This is a genomic window from Corynebacterium sp. HMSC05D08, assembly GCF_001807215.1.
Taxonomy (GTDB): Bacteria; Actinomycetota; Actinomycetes; order Mycobacteriales; family Mycobacteriaceae; genus Corynebacterium; species Corynebacterium striatum.
In genome coordinates this window covers 1-4,741 of record NZ_KV788337.1, presented here as the reverse complement: position 1 = coordinate 4,741, position 4,741 = coordinate 1, and the positions used below count along the sequence as shown (strand labels likewise).

The following is a 4,741-nucleotide window of genomic DNA, read 5'->3' as shown; positions in this document are numbered from 1 at the left end:
TTGATAGTTGGAAGAGGATAGGAGCTGGTCATGCCGCTGTCCTTTCGTAGATAGAGGCCCAAGTTTTAAGGACTTTGACTGTCACGCCTAGCTCGTGGGCCAGGACGGAGGGGTGTGGTCCGTAGATGGTTTCTGCTGCTGCGTATTCGGTGGGGCTGACGAGGATGCGGGCGGCGAAGCGGTCGGCGCGGAGTTCGTGTGCCCCGTGGTGGCCTGGTGGGTCACCATAATGCGCGTGTCCTAGCTCATGGGCTAGGGAGCACAGGGTGGTGACATCGTCCATGCCTATGCGTAGCGTGATGGTGTGCTTGTGCGGTATCCATGCTGCTTTTGGCCCGCCACGGTGCCACCGGATGCGGTAGCCCCGGGCCTGCGCCACATCAATCAGGGCGTCGGTGTTAATCAATCAAATCTTCACCTCGTTTCTCACGCTCTGCTTGCTCGTCGGGGGAGGAGTCAGCGGCGTGCGGGATGCTGTCATCCCATTCCATGACGGTGCCGTCATCCTCATCCTGTAGTGAAGCATGCGGGTCGGACACGGGGGCAAGGTGTGGGGCTAGGCCGATGACGTCTTCGTCGCCCTCGTTGCCGAAGAGGTAACGCGCCTCGGGGTCGGAGCGGCGCATAATCTCTGCCAAAATCTGCTCGTTGGTGGCATCTGTAAGAGTCACGCCACCAACTTTTATCTCGTGTAGTTGAGCTTCCTCTTCGGTTATGAATTCTGCTTCAACAAGCGCTTCTAGGACGTTTGCTTTGTAGGCGCGAGCAACCTTCACGACGAAATCGGGGGCGGCTCTTGCCCCGTCTTTCCATCTCGTGATGTTGCTCTTTGAGATCCCGATGAAGCGGGCTGCTTCGAGTTGGGTTTGGTCTCCCATGAGCTTTTGGAGGTACTTCCACCATCGCGTGTCATTCATGCAACTAACCCTAGTTGCAGACCTGCAACATTGCAAGTTAAGCCCAGAAAAGCAACCACAGGTTGCGCGTATGAAACACACTGTGCTAGCTTTGGTTCCAGCGCAGAAACACAAGGTTTCAGCCAAAGAACTGGGAGGAAAAGTGACAACACTTAAGACCACCCGCGTTCGCAGCGAATGGGTTGACCGCCTGGTCGACAAGTACGGGACAGTATCAGGAATCGCAGCGGAAATGGGAGTGGACAAGTCCACCGCTTCACGCTGGCTATCTGGCCAGCATGAGGCAAGCCCGCGATTCATCGGAACCGCACTGATGACATTTCCGATTTCATTCGATGACGCGTTCGTAGTGGTGGAAGAAGTTGCCGAGCGCCGCCGCGCGCGGATTTACAACAAAGCAACGGGGCGAATTGCCGCATAAGAAAAGCCCCCGCTGGGGGCGGAGATTGAGCAAGAAGGAATTTACAGCATGACCGACAAGAACAAGGAAACCCCCGGCGGGGCAACGCCAGGGGAACCCGATTACAGCACCTGGTCGATTGATGAGATAGCCGCCGAATTTCAGCGAACACAACAAGCAATCAACGAGCAGCCTAACCGTCGAGCTTCGTCTCGATTGCGATGGGAGCCGACTCCGAAGCAACGGGCTGCAATTGCATGGCGCGGTGAAAAGAAGCGTCAATGCGAGGCCGTGACATCAGAGTTGCTTTATTTCCTAGCTACGCGGGTTGCGTCTGTCGTTGAAATCTTCCGCAATCGCAAGAGCTAGATACCACAATCCATCTGCCATTTGACGCTCGTGTTCCGTGCTGGCTGCCGTCTTAGCGGAACCTGCACAAGCAGCGGCTGCTTTAGCGGCTTGAATTTTATCCACAATCTTCACCTCGCTTTCTGGGGAAGTATCCCCGAGCGAAGTATAAAACGAAAGGAGGCGCCCACGATGTCGCCCCATCTGGCGCCAGTCATCAGCGAACCGCCTTCGCCGTTTGACGCAATTAAGAATACCGACACTGAGACCGGAACGGAATTCTGGTCCGCCCGCGACCTCATGCCACTCATGGGATACCCACGGTGGAACGAGTTCAAGGTCCCACTTGAGCGCGCCATGAAATCGGCTGAGGTGCAAGGAAACGACGTTGCGACCCTTTTCAGGGGATCGGCTGAAAAGACCTCCGGCCGCCCTCGTGAGGACTTCCATCTCACTCGTTTCGCCGCGTACCTGGTAGCAATGAACGGCGACCCGAATAAGCCGGAGGTTGCGGCCGCGCAGGCTTACTTTGCCATCAAGACTCGCGAAGCAGAAACTGCGAAGGTACCGGCTGAGCTTACCCGCCGCGAGATTCTTACGCTCGCTCTCGAAGCTGAGGAAAAGGCAGAAGAGCAACGCCAACTCGCCGAGAAGCGGCAGCGCGCTCTCGAAGCTCAGGCCCCGGCAGTTGCTAAGGCCGCGGCACACTCCGCCTCTGAAGAGTGGAAAGGCCGGCAAGAATTTGCCCGTGAAGTTCAAGCATGGGGCCGCAACTGGGGCTACACGATCATTCAAGAATCCGTGTATGAGCTTCTGCGCCGGAAGAAGATGCTTATTTCCGGTCACCGTCGCGACCGCAATCATGCCACCGCCCATGCCGAAAAGAATGGGTGGGCCAAGACAGAAAAGGGTGTCAGCGACATCACTGGCAAGCCGTGGGCCGCCGCCCGTATCTCACCAAAAGGCCAGGATATTGCTTGGAAATGGATTAATGAAGCCGTCGAAATGTACGGCCAGGAACTCAACCCAAAGGAAGTAGCATGACTTATCTTTACCGCGCCCAGATTATTGGGTACCCGGAATTCGAAGAATACGAAGCGTTTGACTACCGCTACGAGCCTTTTGAAACAACATGGGAAAAGCCCGTGGGCTGGGAACCTGACGAAGACTATATCAACCGCTTCAAGTCGAATAAGTATTTCGAGCCAGACACTAGCAAGTTCTACAGGTCGCGGTCATCTGCGAAGGCTCGTGTAGACCTGCTCAATTCGATGGGGTATGAGGCGATTGTGCAGCGTTCCGCCCCGGTGGAATGGCCAGCTGAATGCAAAGAAAAAGTTGAGTCAGGCCAAGCTTTGGAAGTTGCTAAGGCAGTCGGTGTGCTGAAGAGAGCTGGGATTATCCAGTCTGCCGATGAACTTTTCTAGTCCGATGGTGAAGGAAAAGATTACGCCACCGCATAAGGAAACCATCATGAACAGCCCTTATATCGGAGCTTTCATGCTCGGCTACCTCAAAGCAGCCTTCAAAGAACACCTCAGTGCAAAAGCCGCACGAGATTCAAGGTAGCCGCAAGAATAACAGCCCGACTAGCAGGCAGCGACGTGCAAGCCGTCGCCCGGGCACGGGGGCTAGTGTGCCCTAACCATTCGTCACAGTGGCGCATTCCAATAGGGGTGCGGTGTGGGGCGAAACGTTGAATGAAAACTGAATAGTGAAGAGCGCCGGAGGATACGGGCATCGAGCATGGTTCTTAGATTGCGAGGACATGCCTACACCTCGCCTTGTATGGCGGGAGGGAACCAGCGGCGCTGACATAAATTTTTGCCGTGTTAGCTCAGTGGTAGAGCATCCGCCTCATAAGCGGAAGGTCGCCGGTTCGATTCCGGCACACGGCACTTGGGGTGTTAAAGGGCTACCCATCTGTGGGCACTACGCGGCCTAAAGGTGTTAACCCGGCCATTCGTTTGCGGCCTTGGACTTCCAGCAGGGTCGCGCCGGGCACTGATCAACCTGCACCCCCTCCACACACGAAAAAAGACCCCGCAGCCTACCAAAGCAACGCGGGGCTGAACCTCTCTCGAAAGGAGTTCAATCATGGATTCTACATGGCTTTTAGTGAAAGAAGCAGCCGCCTATTTGGGTATGCACCCAGATACGGTGCGTGAGCTCATGCGCCGCGGTGATATTCGGGCGGTGAAGAAAGGCAAGGCCTGGCGTACTACGAAGCGCTGGTGCGATGACTATTTGATGGAGGGCGCAGAATGACCTGGCTAAAGAAACTCCTCCGCCGCGGTAAGCACCGCCGCCCACGCTACGCGATGAGGTGGCGATAACCATGGGTTGGAAGACACAGTGCGCGCACTGTCATGAGATAAAAACCGTGCATGGGCGCCGACTGTGCATGAAATGCACCACAGCACTGAAAGCTGGCCGGGTCCCAGGCGTCGCCTATGAGGATTACCCAACCTGGCAGGAGCTTAGGGAACGCCGTGATCAAGCGATTATGGAGGAATTTAATCACTTCACAAAGTTCATGGGTGATGTGAATGCTGTCCGGGTGTTGGCCCCAAAATTTGATGTGAGCACTGACGGGCTCATTAAGTCTTTGGAGCGTTCTGGCGTCGATGTGGATGTTGAGGCCCGCACGCTGTACGACCGGGAAAGAAAGAGGAAATTACATGCCGCATGAAATCCCACTAGCTGAGGCCATCACACATTTGAAAGAAATCGAGGGCCGTTACCAGGTCCTCTACCGCTACGTGAATGCCCCGGAGAATATTCGCCGCCGCCTGAAGGATGGCGCAGCCCACGCCCACCATGTTGCTTCACTTACCAGTGCTTATGAAAGGAAAACCAGGAATGCCCACCCAGACCACACCTAAACGACCACCACGCCGCGACACTAGCGGCGATTACCGCAAAATTGCCCGCCTGGAGGACCAACTCGCAAAACGCATGCGCTTCGCATGGGCAATGTTCACCTTCGGCATCCTGGTCGGATTCATTTTCTTCGCCGTGGTCTCCATGCCACCAGTCTGGCTAGGAGCACTCTAATGCCAGTATTCGGATACGA

Annotated in this window: 10 protein-coding genes and 1 tRNA gene; 9 read left to right on the top strand and 2 right to left on the bottom strand. The window is 55.7% G+C overall.

From position 1 onward, the window contains the following. Positions 1-28: 28 nt before the first annotated feature. Together HMPREF3148_RS07380 and HMPREF3148_RS07375 are read right to left on the bottom strand one after the other, a co-directional pair. The gene (locus HMPREF3148_RS07380) at positions 29-406 is read right to left on the bottom strand and encodes an ImmA/IrrE family metallo-endopeptidase (protein ID WP_236081476.1); all 378 of its coding nucleotides are present in this window, start codon (positions 404-406) and stop codon (positions 29-31) included. After that, positions 399-917 carry a helix-turn-helix domain-containing protein gene (locus HMPREF3148_RS07375; protein WP_070508939.1) on the bottom strand — a complete coding sequence of 173 codons (519 nt, stop codon included), beginning with the start codon at positions 915-917 and terminating at the stop codon, positions 399-401. Before HMPREF3148_RS07375 ends, HMPREF3148_RS07380 begins: the two co-directional genes overlap by 8 nt. 142 nt (positions 918-1,059) lie before the next feature. Between HMPREF3148_RS07375 and HMPREF3148_RS07370 the strand changes: the two genes are divergently transcribed. The 9 genes from HMPREF3148_RS07370 to HMPREF3148_RS07335 all read left to right on the top strand — a co-directional run bounded on the left by HMPREF3148_RS07370 (position 1,060) and on the right by HMPREF3148_RS07335 (position 4,722). Beyond that, the gene (locus HMPREF3148_RS07370) at positions 1,060-1,338 is read left to right on the top strand and encodes a hypothetical protein (protein ID WP_070508940.1); all 279 of its coding nucleotides are present in this window, start codon (positions 1,060-1,062) and stop codon (positions 1,336-1,338) included. Positions 1,339-1,386: 48 nt separating this feature from the next. Continuing rightward, the gene (locus HMPREF3148_RS07365) at positions 1,387-1,686 is read left to right on the top strand and encodes a hypothetical protein (RefSeq protein ID WP_049159696.1); all 300 of its coding nucleotides are present in this window, start codon (positions 1,387-1,389) and stop codon (positions 1,684-1,686) included. Between the two features lie 171 nt (positions 1,687-1,857). Beyond that, positions 1,858-2,709: a phage antirepressor KilAC domain-containing protein gene (locus HMPREF3148_RS07360; RefSeq protein WP_070508937.1), complete on the top strand. Its 852-nt coding sequence runs from the start codon at positions 1,858-1,860 to the stop codon at positions 2,707-2,709. After that, on the top strand, positions 2,706-3,092 hold the full coding sequence (locus tag HMPREF3148_RS07355; protein WP_070508936.1) for a hypothetical protein: 387 nt from the start codon (positions 2,706-2,708) through the stop codon (positions 3,090-3,092). The genes HMPREF3148_RS07360 and HMPREF3148_RS07355 overlap by 4 nt, the downstream gene beginning before the upstream one ends. Positions 3,093-3,491: 399 nt before the next feature. Beyond that, positions 3,492-3,563, top strand: a tRNA-Met gene (locus tag HMPREF3148_RS07350). Positions 3,564-3,762: 199 nt separating this feature from the next. Next, positions 3,763-3,933, top strand: a complete 171-nt coding sequence (locus tag HMPREF3148_RS13255) for a helix-turn-helix domain-containing protein (RefSeq protein WP_083287730.1) — start codon at positions 3,763-3,765, stop codon at positions 3,931-3,933. Positions 3,934-4,003: 70 nt separating this feature from the next. Next, entirely contained in the window at positions 4,004-4,357 is a 354-nt protein-coding gene (locus tag HMPREF3148_RS07345) for a hypothetical protein (RefSeq protein ID WP_070508935.1), read from the top strand. After that, entirely contained in the window at positions 4,347-4,550 is a 204-nt protein-coding gene (locus tag HMPREF3148_RS07340) for a hypothetical protein (RefSeq protein WP_070508934.1), read from the top strand. The genes HMPREF3148_RS07345 and HMPREF3148_RS07340 overlap by 11 nt, the downstream gene beginning before the upstream one ends. Continuing rightward, positions 4,528-4,722 carry a hypothetical protein gene (locus tag HMPREF3148_RS07335; protein ID WP_049159707.1) on the top strand — a complete coding sequence of 65 codons (195 nt, stop codon included), beginning with the start codon at positions 4,528-4,530 and terminating at the stop codon, positions 4,720-4,722. The genes HMPREF3148_RS07340 and HMPREF3148_RS07335 overlap by 23 nt, the downstream gene beginning before the upstream one ends. The last annotated feature ends 19 nt before the right edge of the window (positions 4,723-4,741 follow it).

Coding starts and splice junctions, on each gene's coding strand:
- HMPREF3148_RS07365 (WP_049159696.1), top strand. CDS start 1,387: ATGACCGACAAGAACAAGGAAACCCCCGGCGGGGCAACGCCAGGGGAA.
- HMPREF3148_RS13255 (WP_083287730.1), top strand. CDS start 3,763: ATGGATTCTACATGGCTTTTAGTGAAAGAAGCAGCCGCCTATTTGGGT.
- HMPREF3148_RS07355 (WP_070508936.1), top strand. CDS start 2,706: ATGACTTATCTTTACCGCGCCCAGATTATTGGGTACCCGGAATTCGAA.
- HMPREF3148_RS07375 (WP_070508939.1), bottom strand. CDS start 917: ATGAATGACACGCGATGGTGGAAGTACCTCCAAAAGCTCATGGGAGAC.
- HMPREF3148_RS07335 (WP_049159707.1), top strand. CDS start 4,528: ATGCCCACCCAGACCACACCTAAACGACCACCACGCCGCGACACTAGC.
- HMPREF3148_RS07345 (WP_070508935.1), top strand. CDS start 4,004: ATGGGTTGGAAGACACAGTGCGCGCACTGTCATGAGATAAAAACCGTG.
- HMPREF3148_RS07360 (WP_070508937.1), top strand. CDS start 1,858: ATGTCGCCCCATCTGGCGCCAGTCATCAGCGAACCGCCTTCGCCGTTT.
- HMPREF3148_RS07340 (WP_070508934.1), top strand. CDS start 4,347: ATGCCGCATGAAATCCCACTAGCTGAGGCCATCACACATTTGAAAGAA.